General features: G+C 56.9%; 1 rRNA gene. It reads left to right on the top strand.

From position 1 onward, the window contains the following. Nucleotides 1-232, top strand: a 16S ribosomal RNA gene (locus M3610_RS28750); the annotation flags it as partial.

Genomic DNA, 232 nt, shown 5'->3' with positions numbered 1-232 from the left:
CTCTTCGGAGTCTAGCGGCGGACGGGTGAGTAACACGTGGGCAACCTGCCTGTAAGACTGGGATAACACCGGGAAACCGGTGCTAATACCGGATAATCCTTTTCCTCTCATGAGGGAAAGCTGAAAGACGGTTTCGGCTGTCACTTACAGATGGGCCCGCGGCGCCTTAGCTAGTTGGTGAGGTAACGGCTCACCAAGGCGACGATGCGTAGCCGACCTGAGAGGGTGATCG

The organism is Neobacillus sp. MER 74 (genome assembly GCF_023714155.1).
Note: the sequence above shows the minus strand (reverse complement) of the source record. Positions and strands in the feature narration are given on the sequence as shown.